This window comes from Methanothermococcus okinawensis IH1 (genome assembly GCF_000179575.2).
Taxonomy (GTDB): domain Archaea; phylum AGJL01; class Methanococci; order Methanococcales; family Methanococcaceae; genus Methanofervidicoccus; species Methanofervidicoccus okinawensis.
This window is the reverse complement of sequence record NC_015636.1, coordinates 1,137,984-1,156,432: the sequence shown is the minus strand read 5'-3', so window position 1 is coordinate 1,156,432 and position 18,449 is coordinate 1,137,984. Positions and strand designations below refer to the sequence as shown.

18 protein-coding genes and 1 pseudogene are annotated in these 18,449 nt (G+C 29.0%); 11 read left to right on the top strand and 8 right to left on the bottom strand.

Going from position 1 to position 18,449, the window contains the following annotated elements; all coding sequences use genetic code 11:
- Positions 1–21: 21 nt before the first annotated feature.
- Complete coding sequence (gene hisG / locus METOK_RS05815) at positions 22–888, bottom strand: ATP phosphoribosyltransferase (RefSeq protein ID WP_048057913.1); 867 nt, start codon at positions 886–888, stop codon at positions 22–24.
- Positions 889–1,138: 250 nt separating this feature from the next.
- Here hisG and METOK_RS05810 point away from each other — a divergent pair, with 250 nt between their 5' ends.
- From METOK_RS05810 to nadA, 6 genes are all read left to right on the top strand, one after another.
- Complete coding sequence (locus METOK_RS05810) at positions 1,139–1,756, top strand: TIGR00296 family protein (RefSeq protein ID WP_013867290.1); 618 nt, start codon at positions 1,139–1,141, stop codon at positions 1,754–1,756.
- 344 nt (positions 1,757–2,100) lie between these two features.
- A complete protein-coding gene (locus tag METOK_RS05805; RefSeq protein ID WP_013867289.1) occupies positions 2,101–3,459 on the top strand; it encodes a DHH family phosphoesterase in 1,359 nt (452 codons plus the stop codon).
- A gap of 162 nt (positions 3,460–3,621) precedes the next feature.
- On the top strand, positions 3,622–4,194 hold the full coding sequence (hisB, locus tag METOK_RS05800) for an imidazoleglycerol-phosphate dehydratase HisB (RefSeq protein ID WP_013867288.1): 573 nt from the start codon (positions 3,622–3,624) through the stop codon (positions 4,192–4,194).
- 94 nt (positions 4,195–4,288) lie between these two features.
- Positions 4,289–5,320, top strand: a complete 1,032-nt coding sequence (locus METOK_RS05795) for a DUF1786 domain-containing protein (protein ID WP_013867287.1) — start codon at positions 4,289–4,291, stop codon at positions 5,318–5,320.
- A 51-nt stretch (positions 5,321–5,371) separates the two neighbouring features.
- The gene (locus tag METOK_RS05790) at positions 5,372–5,986 is read left to right on the top strand and encodes a ThiF family adenylyltransferase (RefSeq protein ID WP_048057912.1); all 615 of its coding nucleotides are present in this window, start codon (positions 5,372–5,374) and stop codon (positions 5,984–5,986) included.
- Between the two features lie 112 nt (positions 5,987–6,098).
- Entirely contained in the window at positions 6,099–7,028 is a 930-nt protein-coding gene (gene nadA / locus METOK_RS05785; RefSeq protein ID WP_013867285.1) for a quinolinate synthase NadA, read from the top strand.
- Positions 7,029–7,499: 471 nt separating this feature from the next.
- Here the strand turns inward: nadA and METOK_RS05780 are convergent, their stop codons facing one another.
- Both METOK_RS05780 and aroA read right to left on the bottom strand, forming a co-directional pair.
- A complete protein-coding gene (locus tag METOK_RS05780) occupies positions 7,500–8,516 on the bottom strand; it encodes a M24 family metallopeptidase (protein WP_013867284.1) in 1,017 nt (338 codons plus the stop codon).
- Positions 8,517–8,605: 89 nt separating this feature from the next.
- Positions 8,606–9,913 carry a 3-phosphoshikimate 1-carboxyvinyltransferase gene (gene aroA / locus METOK_RS05775; RefSeq protein WP_013867283.1) on the bottom strand — a complete coding sequence of 436 codons (1,308 nt, stop codon included), beginning with the start codon at positions 9,911–9,913 and terminating at the stop codon, positions 8,606–8,608.
- A gap of 282 nt (positions 9,914–10,195) precedes the next feature.
- Here aroA and glnA point away from each other — a divergent pair, with 282 nt between their 5' ends.
- On the top strand, positions 10,196–11,542 hold the full coding sequence (glnA, locus tag METOK_RS05770; RefSeq protein WP_013867282.1) for a type I glutamate--ammonia ligase: 1,347 nt from the start codon (positions 10,196–10,198) through the stop codon (positions 11,540–11,542).
- Positions 11,543–11,689: 147 nt separating this feature from the next.
- Here the strand turns inward: glnA and METOK_RS05765 are convergent, their stop codons facing one another.
- Together METOK_RS05765 and METOK_RS05760 are read right to left on the bottom strand one after the other, a co-directional pair.
- Positions 11,690–12,589 (bottom strand): inorganic phosphate transporter, encoded by a 900-nt coding sequence (locus METOK_RS05765; protein WP_013867281.1) that lies wholly within the window; start codon positions 12,587–12,589, stop codon positions 11,690–11,692.
- Positions 12,586–13,212: a TIGR00153 family protein gene (locus METOK_RS05760; protein WP_048058066.1), complete on the bottom strand. Its 627-nt coding sequence runs from the start codon at positions 13,210–13,212 to the stop codon at positions 12,586–12,588. The genes METOK_RS05765 and METOK_RS05760 overlap by 4 nt, the downstream gene beginning before the upstream one ends.
- A gap of 565 nt (positions 13,213–13,777) precedes the next feature.
- Here METOK_RS05760 and METOK_RS05755 point away from each other — a divergent pair.
- Entirely contained in the window at positions 13,778–14,008 is a 231-nt protein-coding gene (locus METOK_RS05755) for a hypothetical protein (protein ID WP_013867279.1), read from the top strand.
- On the opposite strand, the gene METOK_RS08950 is transcribed toward METOK_RS05755, so the two are convergent.
- Positions 14,005–14,127, bottom strand: a complete 123-nt coding sequence (locus METOK_RS08950) for a hypothetical protein (RefSeq protein ID WP_269595233.1) — start codon at positions 14,125–14,127, stop codon at positions 14,005–14,007. The two genes, METOK_RS05755 and METOK_RS08950, sit on opposite strands and share 4 nt — an antisense overlap.
- Before the next feature lie 211 nt (positions 14,128–14,338).
- On the opposite strand from METOK_RS08950, the gene METOK_RS05750 reads away from it, so the two are divergent.
- Together METOK_RS05750 and METOK_RS05745 are read left to right on the top strand one after the other, a co-directional pair.
- Positions 14,339–14,803 carry a CBS domain-containing protein gene (locus METOK_RS05750; protein ID WP_013867278.1) on the top strand — a complete coding sequence of 155 codons (465 nt, stop codon included), beginning with the start codon at positions 14,339–14,341 and terminating at the stop codon, positions 14,801–14,803.
- An 11-nt stretch (positions 14,804–14,814) separates the two neighbouring features.
- Positions 14,815–15,813 carry a beta-ribofuranosylaminobenzene 5'-phosphate synthase gene (locus METOK_RS05745; RefSeq protein ID WP_048057911.1) on the top strand — a complete coding sequence of 333 codons (999 nt, stop codon included), beginning with the start codon at positions 14,815–14,817 and terminating at the stop codon, positions 15,811–15,813.
- Between the two features lie 107 nt (positions 15,814–15,920).
- Here METOK_RS05745 and METOK_RS05740 read toward each other — a convergent pair whose 3' ends face one another.
- Positions 15,921–16,544, bottom strand: a complete 624-nt coding sequence (locus tag METOK_RS05740) for a DUF366 family protein (RefSeq protein WP_013867276.1) — start codon at positions 16,542–16,544, stop codon at positions 15,921–15,923.
- A 137-nt stretch (positions 16,545–16,681) separates the two neighbouring features.
- On the opposite strand from METOK_RS05740, the pseudogene METOK_RS05735 reads away from it, so the two are divergent.
- Positions 16,682–17,136 (top strand): annotated as a pseudogene (locus METOK_RS05735) (methanogenesis marker 9 domain-containing protein).
- Positions 17,137–17,187: 51 nt separating this feature from the next.
- On the opposite strand, the gene METOK_RS05730 reads toward METOK_RS05735, so the two are convergent.
- Positions 17,188–18,108 (bottom strand): aldolase, encoded by a 921-nt coding sequence (locus METOK_RS05730; RefSeq protein ID WP_013867274.1) that lies wholly within the window; start codon positions 18,106–18,108, stop codon positions 17,188–17,190.
- Positions 18,109–18,449 lie beyond the last annotated feature (341 nt).

The following is an 18,449-nucleotide window of genomic DNA, read 5'->3' as shown; positions in this document are numbered from 1 at the left end:
TAAATTAAAAAAAGTGAAAAATTATAAAATTCTTTCAATAGGCACTACAAGTATGTCCTTAGCACCGAGCTCCTCCAATTTAGCTACAATATGGAACACATCTTTTTCATCAATTACAGCATGTATTGCTACAACACCATTATTTGATAAAACCTCTGAAATTGTAGGTCCGCTCATGCCTGGTATAATACTTCTTATCTCTTCTATTTTGTTTTTGGGGGCATTCATCATAATTAATCTTTTTGTTTGAGCATAAAGAACGCTTTTTATTCCTGAAACTATTTGATTTATTTTTACCTTTTTCTCTGGGTCATTTATACTATTCTTATTTGCTATTAATCTCGTAGTGGATGAAACTATTGTTTCTATTGGTTTTAATCTATTCAATTTCAATGTTGTTCCTGTGGATGTTAAATCGCTTATAAGGTCTGCAACACCAATAAATGGTGCAATTTCTGTTGCCCCACTGAGCTCTATAATCTCCAAATTAAGATTTTTGCTTTTTAAATATTTCTCTGTAAGGTGTGGAAATTCCGTTGCTATTTTCATTCCATCCTTTATATCGTTGATAGAATTTATATTTGAATTTTCAGGTGATGCAATTACTAAATTTGCCTTTCCAAATTCAAAATCGAGTAAGAATTCAATTTTATTTTCAACGCCCCTTTCAAGTATTAAATCGTATCCTGTAATACCAACATCTGCTACACCATCTGCAACAAACTCAGGAATATCGCGAGCTCTGGCAAACATTACATTTATATTTTCATCAACAGTTTTAGCAAATAAACTCCTCCCTTGAACAGTCATTTTTAATCCTGATTTATCTAAAATTTCATTGATAGGTTCTGAAATCCTTCCTTTATTTGGTAATGCAAGTAAAATCAAAAATATCACCCAATACTATATATAATAAAATGTAGATATATGGAAACAGCATATAATAATAACATATTAATAAATGTAAGAATAAAATATTATTTTGTATATTATAATTTTATCAGTTATTTTTATTATTTATTTTTATTTTTATCTTTTATTCTTTACTTTAATATGATAAATATATAATATAATAACTATTTAAAAGATAAAAATATAATGTATAATTATATAAATTATAAAAATATAAGGGGATATTATGGAGAAATTAACACTTGAAGAAGGAACTTTTGCAGTTAAATTTGCACGAACAGTTATTGAAAATTATTTAACAGGTAAAGATACGACACTCTGTGATTTTCCTGAAAAATTTAATGAACCAAGAGGGGTTTTTGTATCCTTACATACCTATCCTGAACATAATTTAAGAGGATGTATTGGAATACCTGAACCTGTAATGCCCTTAATTGAAGCATTAAAAGAGGCCTCAATAAGTGCAGCAGTTAGTGACCCAAGATTTCCCCCTGTAAGCCTAAGCGAACTGGATGAAATTGTTATTGAAGTTAGCATATTGACTGTTCCAAAATTAATAGAAGTGGATGACCCCACCGAATATTTAGAAAAAATAGAAATTGGTAGGGATGGACTGATTATAGAATATGGGGCATATAGGGGATTATTATTGCCACAAGTGCCAGTTGAATTTAATTGGGATGTTGCCCAATATTTAGCAAATTTGTGTTTAAAAGCAGGTATGCCACCAGATACTTGGTTAAAGCGTAATGTAAATATATATTCATTCCAAGCACAGATATTTGAAGAAATAAAGCCAAATTCCCAAGTTGTAGAAAAAACTATGTATTCTGGTTGTCAGTAATGCTATATGCCCAATAATATTCATTTAATTATTATTTAATTGCCATATTATATGAGATATTATATATTAATGAATGATATTACACAGTTTATACTGTGGTTATATGAAAATATATTATCATCTATTTTTACATTTTTATTTATAATTTTATAATTTTTTATATTATTATATTTATATTATATATTATTATCCTATTTTTTTAATGCTTAGGAAATTTTAAGATTTTTAAAAAATTATTTCCTTGCATGGCAAATATTTATATTATACATATTATAAACAATAGATATAATTGAAATATTGTAAATAAGCGTAAAATTTAGTTAATAACGATTAATGGGATTTTTATGATAACAAATATATTTAAGGACAAGGAAAGTATTCAGAGATATAGGTCTATTTTAAAGAAGATTACAGAAAGGATTAAAAATCATAATGGGTTGATTAGAGTAATTACACATCACGATACAGATGGACTAACCTCCGGAGCTCTGATTATAAAAATGCTTTATAGATTAAATAAGGAGTTTCATCTTTCTATCGTAGAATATTTATCAAAGGAATTTGTGGATAAACTTGGTGAAGAATATAATAATAGATATAATAATAACGATAATAACAACAATAACAATGAAGACAATATATTGTATATATTTTGTGATATGGGGAGCTCCCGTATAAATGATATATTAAATCAAGGATTGAATGCTATTATATTAGACCATCATCCGCCTGTAATAAATGATTTGGAAGTTAAGGAAATTTATCAATTAAACGCCCATATTCTTGGCATAAATGGGGCTAAGGAAATTTCTGCAAGTGGAGTATGTTATTTGGTTGCAAGAGAATTCGGTTTTTATGATTTGAGTGCTTTGGCAATTACTGGGGCTATCGGTGATATGCAACATAAACCATTCTCTGGAATGAACAAATATATAATAAACGAAGCTCGGGAACATAGGTATTTAACAGGTATTTTAAAGGATATAATCTATAATTGCTATGATTTACCCGTTTGGAAGTCCATGTTATACAACACTCAACCGTATATTAGGGAGCTCAACAATAAAGAAAAAATCATTAATTTTTTGAAAAAACTAAATATAGACCCAGAAAAAAGAAACCTTAATGAAGAGGATAGGCAAAAATTGAAAATTGCACTTATGCCGTATGTAGAAAAGGAAGAGGACATTATTGTAGATAGATATGTTATAAAACATAAAGTGGATGATGCATTTTATCTATCGGAGCTCCTAAATGCATGCGGTAGAAAAGGATTGGGTTCAGTTGGTATCGGAGCTGCGGTTGAGGATGACGAATGTATAAACATTGCAAAGGACATTTACATCGAATATAAGGAGGAAATCATACAGGAGATAAGAAATACTCAAATAAACTCACTAAATAATATAGAATACTTCTTTGGAAAAAAAGGCATGGTAGGTATTATAGCATCATTATTTGTGAAGGATAAGCCAGTTTTAGGTATTTATGAAGAGGGGGAATATTATAAAATATCATCGAGAGGCAACAAAAACCTTGTAAATGAAGGATTAAACCTTTCAGAAGCAATGAAAATCGCATATAAATTTGGAGGAAATGGAGGAGGACATAATGTAGCATCTGGTGCCAGAGTTCCAAAAATTCATTTAGATGAATTTTTAAAAGAAGTTGATGAAATCGTTGGAAAACAGCTTAAAAAGTAAAATAAAAGAATAATTAAAAAATAAATAAAATATAAAGATAAAAAATTAAAATAAAAGAGATAAATAAAAAAGATAAAATAATAAAAATAACAACCATAATAAGATGGTAATAAGATAATAAAAGTTTAAAATAATAATAAAAATAATAAAAATGGTGGTATCTTGCGGGTTTTTGAAATTAAAAGAAAAACGGGTGAAACCGATATAAATTTAAAGATAAATATAGATGGCACTGGAAAATATGACATAAATACAGGAATATCTTTTTTTGACCATGTGTTATCATCCTTTGCAAAACACGGCTCTTTTGATTTGTATTTAAATGCTAATGGGGATTTAGAAGTGGACGACCATCATACTGTTGAGGATATCGGCATTTGTATGGGAATGGCACTTAACAAAATTGAAAAGAAAAATATAAAAAGATTTGGATGGGCTATTGTTCCAATGGACGAAGCAAGAGCCATGGTTTCAATTGATTTGGGTGGAAGGTCTTATGTTGTTGGAGACTATATGCCACATAGAGATAAGGTGGGTGAGCTCTCAACTGAAAATATAATCCATTTTTTTGAATCTATCGCAAACAATGGAAACTTGAATATACATTTTGAAGTTATTGGAAAAAACGAACATCATAAAATAGAAGCACTATTTAAGGCTTTTGGTATAGCACTTGATAATGCCACTCGTATTGATGAGAGAAAAGGTATTATAAGCACCAAAGGAGTTATTTAAGAATATAAACTAAAATAATTAAATATTAATAATATAATATGGCACATATCAACAAATCACTTAGTAATTATTAATATATAATATAGGCGATATCATGGACATATTATGCATAGATATTGGGAAGGGCACTCAGGATATAATCTATTTCAATACTAAAAAAAACAGAAAAAACATAGAAAATGCCATAAAATTAATACTCCCATCACCAACAAGCATGATTGCAAATAATATAAGAAACATGAACGAAGATTTAAGAATAGATGGAAAAATAATGGGGGGAGGTCCAGTAAATAAGGCAATCGAAAATCATATTCAAAAAGGTTTTAAGGTTGAAATCTCCAAAAGAGCGGCAAAAACTATTAGAGACGATTTAGATGAAGTTGTAAAAAAAGGAATAATTATAAAGGACGAAATAAAAAATCCAAATATCATATTTAGAGATTTAGATTTTAACATGCTAAAAAATATTTTTAATGCATTTGGTAAAGAATTTAAACCTGATTTTGTGTGTGTTGCCTGTCAAGACCACGGTTTTGTTAAGGGGCAAAGTGATAGAATTACAAGATTTAAATATTTTAAGGAACAATTGCAAAAAACTACAAATCCCTATGAATATTTATTTTTAGATAATGATAGTTGCAATTTATCTTTATTTTCAAGATTTAAAAGCATACTAAAAACATTAAATGAAAATAACTACAAAGGATTTGTAATGGACAGTAAGATAGCATCTATATGTGGAATACTAAATTATGCCACTGAAAATAATATAAATGAATTTGTGGGTCTTGATATTGGAAACGGACATACTTTGGGGGTTTCCATTAAAGATGGTGAGGTAAAAGGAATATTTGAACACCACACGAAATTATTAACACCTGAAAAATTAAAAAATATTGTTGATAAACTTTCAAATGGAACCTTAATCAACGAAGAAATATTCAACGATAACGGGCATGGTGCAGCAGTTGTCGATAAAATAAATCCTGAGGATATATTAATTGCAGGACCAAATAGAAGTTTATTTAAGAAGTATGGAAAATATGCCTATCCCGGTGGAGATGTGATGATTACGGGATGTGTAGGTCTTTTAAAGGCTTTTGAGTATAATTTTGGTGAAAAATAAAATATCCATTGATTAAAATAAGAATAAATTTAGATGCATAAGGTTGAGAGAATGCAGAGAGAAAATGTAGATGATTTAGAAAAAAAGCTAATACCTAAGGGAGAAGTTTCAGTAATTGGATGTGGAAGGTTGGGAATTAGAGTTGTAATGGATTTGCTCGAAGTTCATAGAGGCGGAGCTCAGAAGATATATGTATTCGATAATGCAAAAATTGATAAAAATGATATAATCCACCGAAAGTATGGCGGAGAAGTTGGAGAATATAAGGTTAAATTTGCAGAGAGGTTTTTTAGCGATAGAGTTGTTGGAGTTGCTGAGAATATAACCCTAAATAATCTTAACCTTATTAAAGGAGATGTTGCCATTGTATGTATTGCCGGTGGGGATACAGCGCCTATAAGAAAAGGAATACTAAAATATTGTGAAAAAAATAGTATAAAAACCATAGGGACTAATGGAGTTTTTGGAATTGACGAGAAAGTTAAAGTTTCCGATGCAAAATATGCTAATGGACCAGTCCAATATATGAACATCAAAGAAGAGGGGCATATTGTTGTTGGAACTGGAAGATTTATAAGGGATGGTGAGCCAATAACACCCTATACCCTTGATGAAATATCAAAAAAGATGGTAATCGAATGTTTAAAGGTTTTGAATAAAAAATAAAAACTAATAAAAAAGATAATGATAAATAATATAACATATTTTTTATTTTAATATTATTTTAGTATAATCCTCTATTACTATTTTAAATATATAATCATAAATAGGCGATATTATGGATATTACAAATATTGTGGAGAGAATAAACACATTAAAAAAAGAGAAAAATGCTATTATATTGGCACATAATTACCAGCCAGAAGAAATACAAAGGATAGCCGATTTTATGGGCGATTCATTGGAATTATGTATAAAAGCTAAGGAAACTGATGCAGATATTATTGTGTTCTGCGGTGTAGATTTTATGGCAGAAACTGCAAAGATACTTAATAAAGATAAAAAGGTTTTGATGCCTGAAATAATAAATACAGAATGCCCTATGGCACATCAACTCCCACCTGAGATAATAGAAAATGCTAAAAAGCAACATCCTAACGCAAAAGTTGTTATATATGTAAATACTCTTGCTTCAGCAAAAGCTCTTGCAGATGCAACATGCACATCGGCAAATGCGGATAAAATTGTAAATTCATTTGAAGAAAATGAAATATTATTTGGACCAGACCAAAATCTTGGGTATTATGTGAAAAAAAGAACAGATAAAAAAATTATAGGCATACCCGAGGATGGACACTGTTATGTTCATAAAAAATTTACAGTTGATGATGTAGTAAATATTAAAAAACAATACCCCAACGCTGAGGTATTGGTGCATCCCGAATGTAATCCAGAAGTTCAGGATATTGCAGATTATATTTATAGCACAAGTGGTATGGTTAAACATGTCCTGAGCTCCGATAATGATGAGTTTGTTATTGGGACAGAATGCGACATGATAACAAGGTTAAAAATTGAACTTGAAAAGCTTGGAAAAACAAAAAAATTAATACCACTTAGAAAGGATGCTATATGCGAACCTATGAAACAGATAACTCTTGAAAAAGTTGAAAAATGTTTAGTTGAAGAAAAATATGAAATTACATTGGATGATGAAATAATAGAAAAGGCGAAAAAAGCTATTGAATATATGTTAAATGTTAAATAGAAATTTCCAAATGTAAAATTAATTACAAGATTATAAAATTATAAAAAATAATATAATAAATAATAACATATATATACTAAATTAATATAATATAATATGCCTTCAATAAACCGACCTACATGGAGCTCATGGATGACCTTGCAATGATAGCGGGTTCGAAATTGAAGGTATAATTTTTAATGGATTTTTGGGCGAGTCGTGTGATAGGGAATTCTCCCTTAGGATGAGCACGATACAGCAAAAATCCTATATCGCTCTCGGCGTGGGTTAGCCCTCAGACATGGCTTTTGCCAAGGATGAAGATAGGGTGTTATCGTCGAGAGATACTTTTAAAATAAAAAATAATAAAAAATTTAGTTTTATAATCTTTATGTAATTTATAATAGATTAATATTATGATTATGCCATACTATATCTAATGCTATATCTATATAGTTATATATTTAGTTAATTTATATTATTATTGAAAAGTTAATACTCCATTATTTTTGCATTGCTCAATTTTTTAAATCCATTTCTTTTAACAAGGTATAAATCTTCAATTCTTACTCCAAAATCATCAAGATAAATACCTGGTTCTATTGTAATCACCATACCTTCTTTTAAAATAATATCTTCTTTAACCTTTGAAGAAACTGCTGGTTCTTCGTGGATTTCTACACCAACGCCGTGTCCCAATGAATGAATAAAATATTTTTCATATTTTCCCATAGATTTTCTTGCTATTGAGTCGAGCTCCTTTACTGAAACTCCCTCTTTAAGATATGCTTCTGCCTCAGTTTTTGCACTATTAACAAGGTTGTATATATCTTTATACCTTTTATCTTGGTTTAAAATGACAGTTCTTGTAATATCAGAATGATAACCTTCATAAACAGCTCCGATATCCATTAAAAGTATATTTTTAATAGTATTACTGGAAGGCATACTGTGGGGTAATGCCGTTTTTTTATCTGAAACAGCTATGGTATCAAATGATGGTTTTATACTGCCTTCCTTTTTCATGATGTATTCGATTTCTGCGGCGAGCTCACATTCAGTGATGGGTTTATCAGTATTTAGTATAAGTTCTGTTGCATGTTCAATTGCCTTATCGCTTATTTTAGCTGCCTTTTGGATTAATCCTATTTCTTTACTGTTTTTTATTCTTCTCATTTCTCTTATTTTATCAGATATTATTTTGTAATTATCAAGATATTTTAAGAATTTTAACGGAAGAGAATCCTCAACACCATCACATCCCTTAAATACCTCTTCAATTTTTTCAAATAACTCAATATCAAGGTATTTATTTTTATATGTCAGAGCTCCCCTATATTCCAATTTTGGAACTTTCAAAACAGCCCTATCATGTTTTACATCAAAGACTAAAATCGAAAATGTTGGAGGATATCTTTCTAAAAAATAATTTATATTTTCTTTTTTTAAAATTACCGCCTTTTTTATGTTGTTTTCATTCAAATAATTTAAAAAACTTTTTATTTTCATTTTATCACTCTTTAATGTTAATTAAAAATAATAATATAAAATAATACATGGTGATGTAATGTTATTATGTCATTTAAGATAAAAATATTTTATTTACATGTAATATTTGCCCCAATAGACTTCATAACATCTACAAAGTTAGGAAACGATATTTTAACAGCATCTTCTCCTCTTATTATTGTTTCACCTTCTGCCATCATTCCAGCAATTGTAAAAGCCATTACAAGCCTATGGTCATGATATGTTTCAAGTTCTGCACCTTTTAATTTTCCAACCCCTTCAATTACAAGACCATCAGGTTTTTCTGTTATTTTTGCCCCCATCTTTGACAATTCTTTTGCACAGGCACTTAATCTATCGCATTCCTTCAATCTAACATGCTCTCCATTATATATTGTAGTTTTACCTTCTGCAAAACATCCCAAAACTGCAATAGTGGGAACCAAATCAGGTATATTTTTCACATCTACCTTTACTCCTTTTAAATTATGAGGTCCATTTATTATAACTTTATCGTCCTTAACTTTAATATGAGCTCCCATATTTTTAACGATATTTATTATTTCTTTATCCCCCTGTTTTGAATCCTTAAATAAATTATTTATGGTTAGCTCTGAATTTAAAAGAACTCCTGCGGCTATAAGATAGGATGCCGATGAATAATCCCCTTCCACAGTATAATTGCAGGATTTATATTTTTGGCTACCTTCAATAAAAAATCCTTTTTCAGCCTTATCTTTTTCGTTATCCAAAGGTTTAACAGTTATTCCAAACTTGCTAAGAACATCCAATGTTATATCCAAATAAGGAGCCGATTTTAAGGGAGTGGTTAAAATTATCTTTGAATCTTCTTTGGCAAATGGTAAAGTCATCATCAATGAGGTAATAAATTGGGAGCTCATATCCCCTCTTATCCTAACAGTATTATTTTTTATCTCACCACTTTTAACAATAATTGGAGCAGTTCCATCCATTTTTGATGAAAAAGCTTCAATACCAAGCTGTTTCAAGGCATCGAGTAGCGGTTGCATAGGTCTTTTTCTTATGGATTCATCCCCAGTTAGTATGGCATATCCCTTTTTTATCTGTGATGAAATCCCCGTTAATATTCTTAAAGTTGTTCCACTGTTTCCTATATCGATTATATTTTCAGGTGTTTTTGGGCTGTTATTGTTTCCTTCCACAATCCATTTATTTTTATCATCTGTATCTATATGAGCTCCGAGCATTCTTGCACCATGAACCGATGAAAGACAGTCAGCACTATTTAACGGATTTTTTATCTCTGAAATTCCATCGGATAAAGATGCACATATTACAGCCCTATGTGTGTATGATTTTGAAGGAGGGGCATAAATATTTCCTTTTATTTCATTAGTTTTTTTCACTATAATCATAATAATCACCAAAAACTCATATTTTATTATTATCACTATATATTTTACTGTAATTTTATATTATTATTTTTAAACTATCATCAAAATATAAAAGTAATATCACCAAATACCATAAGCATAATATTATTTATAAAATGCCATAACAATTATAATAGTTAATTATTTTTATTGGTAAATAATTATTAGGAGTATATTATTTATAAAGGTAAAAACATAACCGTAAATTATATATATTTAAAATCGGAAATTTATTTCCGATAATCTATAAATGAGGTGTAATAGATGACCACTGTTGAACAGGCATTGGAATATATACAGGCAAATGATGTTAAATTTTTGAGATTCCAATTTGTAGATTTATTGGGAGTTCCAAAAAATGTAGCATACCCAGTAAAATCAGGAGAAAAAGGAATTGATGAATTAAGAGATGTTTTAACAGATGGATTATATTTTGATGGTTCATCAATTGAGGGATTTGTTTCCATAGATTGCTCAGATATGATATTAAAACCCGACTTATCAACATTATCTGTTCTTCCATGGAGACCTTCTGAAAAATCAGTAGCAAGAGTTATCTGTGATGTGTATAGAACAGATGGAAAACCATTCGAAGGAGACCCAAGAGGATGCTTAAAAAGAATTATGGGAAAACTTAAAGAAGAAATGAATGGAGAATACTTCGTAGGTCCAGAACCAGAATTTTTCATAGTAAAACCAGACCCACACAATCCACACAAAATGGTTCCAGCTGATAGCGGGGCATACTTTGATTTAGAACCATTGGATGAGGCACCAGATATCAGAAGAAACATTGTATTTGCCTTGGAAAACTTAGGATTCCATGTTGAAGCTTCTCATCACGAAGTTGCACCAGGTCAGCATGAGGTAGATTTCAAATTTGATGATGCCCTTAAAACAGCTGACAGTGTGATTACATTTAAAACAACAATTAAAATGATTGCTAAACAATATGGAGTTATGGCAACCTTCATGCCAAAACCATTCTTTGGTATGAATGGTAGTGGTATGCACTGTCACCAAAGTATATGGTTAAATGGGGAAGCTTCCTTCTATGATGAAAATGCACCATATCAGTTAAGTGCAACCTGTATGAACTATGTTGCAGGTATATTAGAACACGCTAAGGCAATTGTAGCAGTTACAAACCCAACAGTAAATTCGTACAAAAGACTTGTTCCAGGATACGAAGCTCCTGTAAATATTGCATGGGCAAATTCAAACAGAAGTGCCATCATCAGAGTTCCAGCTGCAAGAGGCAAAGGAACAAGAATTGAATTTAGAGCTCCTGACCCATCATGTAACCCATACTTAGCATTCACAGTAATGCTTGCTGCGGGATTAGATGGTATTAAAAGGAAATTAGAAGCACCAGAACCAGTTGAAAGAAATATCTTTGCAATGAGTGAAGCTGAGAAGAAAGAGCTCGGTATTGATTCAGTCCCAGCTAACTTAAAAGATGCACTTGACGAATTAGAAAACGACACAGTATTAAAAGAAGCTCTCGGAAAACATATATTGGAAAACTTCTTAGAATTAAAAACAGCTGAATGGGATAGGTTCAGAATCTCAGTAACAGACTGGGAAACAAAAGAATACTTAAAAATCTAAAATAATTAAAATAAATAATTAATATCTTTTTTATTTTTATTCATAATTTTTAAATTTTTACTTTTTATGGTATATTGAGGTATATTTAAAGGCATTTTTAACAGATTTTAACAGATATATTTATTTTATATCTTATAAATTTATATATTACCTAAATTTTATTATCTCAATTAAATAACCTACTATTAATGCAAAACCCGGTGCAGAAACCCATCCCAATATAACATTTCGCAATGTCTTCCATTTAACCGTCTTAATTCCTTTTGTTAATCCCACTCCAACAACACCGCCGATTATAGCCTGAGTTGTAGATACAGGCATCCCAAACTGAGTAAATACAAAAACCCCTATTCCTGCGGATAACTGAGCTACAAATGCTGCTAAGGGATTTAATTTAACAATATTAATACCAACAGTTTCAGAAACTCCCTTCCCAAAAAGCAGAGCTCCGGTTATAAGTGCAATTCCCCCCATAAAAAAAACATATGTGCTATTGGATATTGCACCAAGAGCTGTGGGAAGGTCATTTGAACCTAAATTATAAGCTATAAGTCCCCCACTTATTATTAATCCATATTTTATTAATTCTACTCTTTTTAACACTGGTATATCTGAATGTTCAAATAATTTATAAAGTGTAAATGAAATTAATGCAGTTAATATTGGTGAAATTACCCAACTCCCAATAATTTTTATAAACAATCCCATGTCAGCTGAGCTCATATTCAATCCAACCAAAGCACATACAATTACCTGGTGAGTGGATATTGGTATTTTTTTGTAGGTAATTATTGTAATAATTAATCCCGCAATAACAAGTGGAAGAACGGTATTTCCCGATACAATAGAACCCACAGTATGACCTACTTTATGGGCATTTAAACATCCTAATAATACAAATATTCCAAATACCAATACCAATTTTTTATAATCCATTAAATTTGCTCCAACTGATGTGCCAAGAGCATTTGCCGTGTCATTTGCCCCAATTACAAATGCAATGTATATCCCGCTTAATAGAGCTATTAATTCAAATATATTAATCACCGATAATTTAAATATATTATTTGAAATTCATCAGATACATTCTCGATATAGTCGCTTATTTCAGTTATTTTATCTACGAAATCGCTCATAAGTTTCCCTTCCCAAAAGGAATCTATTTTCATATTCACCATATATCTATAAATTTCGTGATGAATATCATCGATTGCCTCTTCTCCTGTTTTTATGTTTTTTATATGCTTTTTAAAGTCCCCTCCATTCTCAAATACATCTATTAAACTATACATAGAGTTTAACATATCCAATGATATATTTAATATCAATTTGCACTTTTCTTTAATGGTTTTATTTAGCTCAAAAATTATCAAATCATATATCAGAGCTCCATGTTTGATGCTGTCGAGAACCTCATCAAGAATCTCTATGGAATATGTTAATTCTTTTTTCATACTTGGCAAAAATGCTTCGTAAAGATTTATTATTACTTTTTTTCTTATATCATCCCCTTCTTTTTCAAGTTTTGTAATTTCCTGCAATTTGCTATTATCCTTATCATCGATATATTCATTCAACAGTTTAATACTACTTATGGACAATGAAACATGAGCTCTTAGTAGGTCTATAACTTCCTTTTCAGGTTTTCTTTTAAATAAAAAAATGGTCAAATTACCGCCCCCTATTTTATGATTCATATATGTTAAGATTATTACATCATTATGTATATTATATATTATATGTTGATTGTAGTGGTGCATTTATGAGAATATGAATAAAAATATCACCAACCGATAAATACAGATGAGCTTTAATCTTTTAGTAAGTTAAATAATTCTTTTTTCTGTTTCTAAATATTAAGTATGCAATGTAGTTTTTATATTATATTGTTATATTTTATTATTCAAATTTAAATTAAATTATATATTGAATTAAATAAAGTAAAAAATGATAAAAACTATTAGGTTTAGTCCTATTAAATAGATTAAACAATAACATCGATATTTTTTATTGGACTATACTTATTAAGTTTATAAGAATATTTTAGTTAATTCATCCATAATAAACTGTATTATGTTCCTAAGGAATTATTATTTTATTATGAGATATTATTACCTCTGCAATTATTATTGTTATAATTTATATATCTACATTATTAATTTTTTTATGTGCCAATAAAATATTTGCAAATATATTTAAAAATAAAATAAAAATTCATTAAATTGGTGTATAATTATGGTACAACATCCTAAAATATTATTTGATAAATTTTACACTGCATCATTAGAAGGTTTAAAACTTATAGCATATGCCATGATTATGTTGGTAATTAATGGAGTGGTAAATCCTAATGCTAACATTAAATTAATAGAAGGGTTGTTATTATTATTTAGTATATTATTTTTCTTTGGATTTATGGTATCCTCATTTATATTATATGATTTATATTTACAAATTAAAGATTAATTGCAAGTAGATTCTTTCTTTTTTAGGACTCCAAAGTAAAATATGGCAATCATAATAATTAATCCAAAACCCATTAATGCCAGCAAGATTGCACCATATGTAATTATATCAATGTTCATAACATCACCATTATTATAATCTTAATAATCACATTCAATTTATTAAATAAGTATACTTAACTCATAGTATAAGTTTTTATTATCACTTCGGAGCTCCGATTATAATTATATATAGATTATAATTATATATATCTTGTATTTATATATTATTAATAAATATAAATATACAGCAGTTTTTATAGCAATTATAAAATTTATTTGGTGATTATATATGGTTAATGTAGAATCCGTAATGAAAAAACCTATTGTTGTTAATCAAAATAACGATGTTAGGGAAGTGATTAAATTATTTAGGAAATATAAAATAAGCGGAGCTCCTGTGATAGATGATGACAGAAATCTTGTAGGAATTATATCAGAAAGCGATATAATAAAAACACTTACAACCCATGATGATAGATTTGATATTATATTACCATCCCCCTTTGACTTGATTGAATTACCATTAAAAACCACACTAAAAATAGAGGAATTTAGGGAAGATATAGAAAAGGCATTAAAAACAAAGGTAAAGGATGTTATGACAAAAGATGTAATTACTGTTTCACCGGATACCCCAATAAATGAGGCAGCGGAAATAATGATTAAACATAAAATTAAAAGATTACCTGTAATTAAAAACGGAGAACTTGTAGGCATAGTTACAAGAGGAGATTTAATAGAAGCTTTGGTTTAATGGTGAATATTATGAAATCAAAGATAATATCTCCTTCAAGAATACACATGGGGCTTATAGATTTAAATGGCAGTATTGGTAGAGTAGATGGGGGTATTGGTATAACATTGAACAACCCAAATTTTATAATTGAAGGAAAGGAGAGCTCCGATATCGAGATAGAATTTGACAAAAATATAACAGATAAAAATATAACAAATAATGAGATAGAAAAAAGAATATACGACATATCAAAGAAAGTTTTAGAGTATATCGGAGAAAAAGGTATTTATTTAAAAATAAAAAGTGTAATACCACAGCACAGCGGTTTAGGAAGCGGAACTCAGATGGCTCTTTCAACGGGAAAATTAATATCGTTGATATATCAAAAGGAATTAGATAGTAAAACCCTTTCTACTATAACAGGTAGAGGAGGAACATCTGGTATTGGCGTTAATGCCTTTGAAAAAGGAGGTTTTATAGTAGATGGAGGCCACTCATTTGGAAAAGGGAAGGATAAAGAGGATTTTAGACCATCATCTGCATCAAAAAATGTAAGAGCTCCGCCAGTTTTATTTAGGCATGACTTTAATTGGGATGTTGTTTTGACAATTCCAAAGGGAGAATCTATTTACGGTAATAAAGAGGTAGATATTTTTAAAAAATACTGCCCCATACCATTAAATGAAACTCAAAAAATATGCCATTTAATACTCATGAAAATGATGCCTGCCATAATTGAAAATGACATATCCTCCTTTGGAGAGGTTGTTAATAAATTGCAGTATATAGGTTTTAAAAAAGTTGAATTGGGACTTCAAAAAGATATTGTTAAGGAATTATTGGAAACTCTTCAAAAGGTATCGTACAGTGGTTTATCAAGTTTTGGACCTACAATTTATTCTATATGTGATGGAAAAGATAGTGTAAAAAATGTGGTTGAAACTTCAAAAGAATTTTTTGATAAATATAGAATTGATGGCGATATAATAATTACAAAAGGAAATAATAGAGGATTTGATGTTAAATAATAATAAATGAAATAATAAATAATAAAAAGAATAAAAATAATAAAAATAAAATAATAAAAAAAGTAATAAATAATTATTAAATAAAAAATAAATAAAATAATAATTAATTAAATTAAATACATGGTTTTTCTCATATCTTTTTCTATTTTATCCATTTCTTCCCCATATTTAGTGGCTATTTTTTCCATTATATCAATAATATTTTGATTATCATGTATATCAATTCCTAAATCACCTAATGAAGAAGTATTGATATAATCCGGAGCTCCGATATTTGAAACATTTATACCTAAATGGATTTTTGCCGAAGATATTCCACGGCAGGCTATACTTACAGATAATTTTCCATTATTATAATATAAATCATCTCCATTCCTTTTTAATTTTTTGTTGGTTATTTCTTCAATTATTTCCTTTGCTATTGATACCAATATCCTCTGCCTTAAATATATCATCTTTAAATCAGGGTTATCAAAATGCTCCACTATAAAATTTATGGCATTTGATGATTTTATTAATACATCTCCATATTTAGATTCTTCTTTGATATCTTTTAAATCTTTCATATTTTTTACACTTACATTCAGAGCTCCGTTAAACGCAATTATACTATCCTTTTGAATATTAAATTTTTTAAATGCCCAAAGTGGTTCTATTTCACTACCTGTATAGTTCAATTTTTCATCATCCAATATTACTACTGAGATGCTGTCAAGATTTAGTATTTTCATAATTTCACCTTTATATTTTAAATAAAAAATATATATGGTATAATTTATAATATAACTTAATATAACTTATAAAATCCCTATACATCATATATATCTATTTACAGTATATATTGTAATATATAAACGGAGGAAATTAAATGTGGAAAAATGCACCGTCTCATATATGCAGAGGAGGAGATTTAAGAGGGCTTGCCTTTTGCTGTCCCCCCATAAAAAACTGCCCGATACATAAGGCATTAAATATATTAAAAATGACGCCCCAGGAATTCATAAAAATAAAAGAAAATTTCGGAAAAAAAACAAGATTAGGCGAAGGAAAAAATACCTGCTTTGGTAGTTTAGTGTGGTGCTGTAAAATAACAAAGCCCTGCCCTTTCAGAGATAGCGAACTTTTAAGAATTGGAATGGGTGAAGATGAATATATGGAATTAAAAAAAGAGCTCGCCGAGGAGATTTTAAAAAATTCAAAATTTTTTGAGGAAGCTGTGGAATTTTTCGAAAAAAAAGGTTTTAAAAAGAAGACGCTGAAAAGGCATTGCTTGAAACAGGTGATTTAAAAAAAGCCTTTGATATGTTAAAGAAAAAACTATAATTATTAATAATATATAAAATAATATATAAAGTAAAATAAAAAATTAAATAATTATCCATAATATATTTTTAAAGCTTCATCAACGCTTTTATTTTCAATAGTAATAGCATATATTGCATTACACATCCTTACAGCTTCTTCGTAGGATTTTTGGTGTATATTCCTGCCTGTGGCATTTCCTGCTGCACCACTTATATGTATTTGGTCATAGAGTCTCTGCAAAAATAGTTTTGGGTCTGTGGAGCTCCCACCTGCACATACAACCTTTGTTCTACCTGCGGCTAAAACCGCCTCTTTAAATGCTTCGGCTGGATTTTCACATTCAGGATAATTTACTTTAACAAAATCTGCCCCTAAACATGCTCCAACGCCCGTAGCTCCTGCTATTAAATGTGGGTCTTTTTCGTTTTTAACTGCCTTTCCTCTTGGATATATCCACAATATTGCAATTAATCCATTTTTGTGTGCCTCATATACTACCCTTGATGCCTCTGAGAGCATTTCATGTTCAAACTCGCTTCCCAAATATATTGTATAACCTACTCCAAGTATATTTAAGCCAGAATTATTCTTAAACTCTACAACATCAGCTACATCTATCAACGATTTACTTATTGGGTCTCTTTGAGAGGTTTTAACAAGATTTGTTTTTGAATTTATTTTAACTATATAATTTATATCCCTATAATCTACGCCGTATCTTGCTATTAATCCTAACTGTGTAGCAAAGGCCCCTATTTTTGAATTTGAAGCTACTTTAAAGAAATGTTCAGGTGTGGCATCATCCTTTGATATCCCTTCACCATAAAAATCATCATTTAAATGTTCTATTTTTTGGTCTCCTGCAAAAAGCATTAGCCTACCGGTATTTTTTGTTAATTCAAGGTAATTTTTTATATATTCCTCCTTTTTATTTGCTGGAATATCTGCTGGAACCAGCACATCTTTTTTCAATATTTTAACATCTTTCATAAAACCCCTCCTTTTTATTAATTTTTATTATAATTATATATTGTGTTATTATCTCTATTATATTTTATATTATCTAATTACAGTTTATACTTTTATAATGTTTATATTATTTATTTAATATATATTTAACTTTTATTTTCTTTTAAATTATGTTCCATCACTTAGTATATGTTAATTTTAATTATTTATTTTTATATTTTTTATATTTTTGATTTTTTTATTATATTTTTATTATATTTTATATTTCAGTATTTTCACCTAATGAGCATAAATTATTTTTTTAATTTATTAATTTATTTATTAATTCAAATTTTAGAAATAAAAAGCTTTATATATAATAA